1 protein-coding gene is annotated in these 238 nt (G+C 70.6%); it reads right to left on the reverse strand.

The features are described 5' to 3' along the window. The coding region (locus tag ON29_RS29790) for a dihydrofolate reductase family protein (protein ID WP_373283942.1) at positions 1–238 on the reverse strand (238 nt) is incomplete at both ends.

Consider the following 238-nt stretch of genomic DNA (forward strand, 5'->3'; position numbering starts at 1 on the left):
TATCCTGCCGGGTAACCACGATCTTGCGCGCGTCGCCCAATTTCTTCGCGAACGCCGCGTCCGGGCCGCCCGCCGCTTCGCGCTCCGGCCACGCGCCCGCGAAACTGTCGTAGGTCTTGCGGCCGAGCAACAGGGTGTCGGCGGCGCCGAGCTGGGCGTCGACCGCCGCGCCCATGGCGTCGTCGAAGTAGGGGAAGTGCCAGTCCTGCGGGTCCTCGATGACGCCGTCGAGGGCGAT

Source organism: Nocardia exalbida NBRC 100660 (assembly GCF_000308575.1).
In the GTDB taxonomy this organism is placed as follows: Bacteria; Actinomycetota; Actinomycetes; order Mycobacteriales; family Mycobacteriaceae; genus Nocardia; species Nocardia exalbida.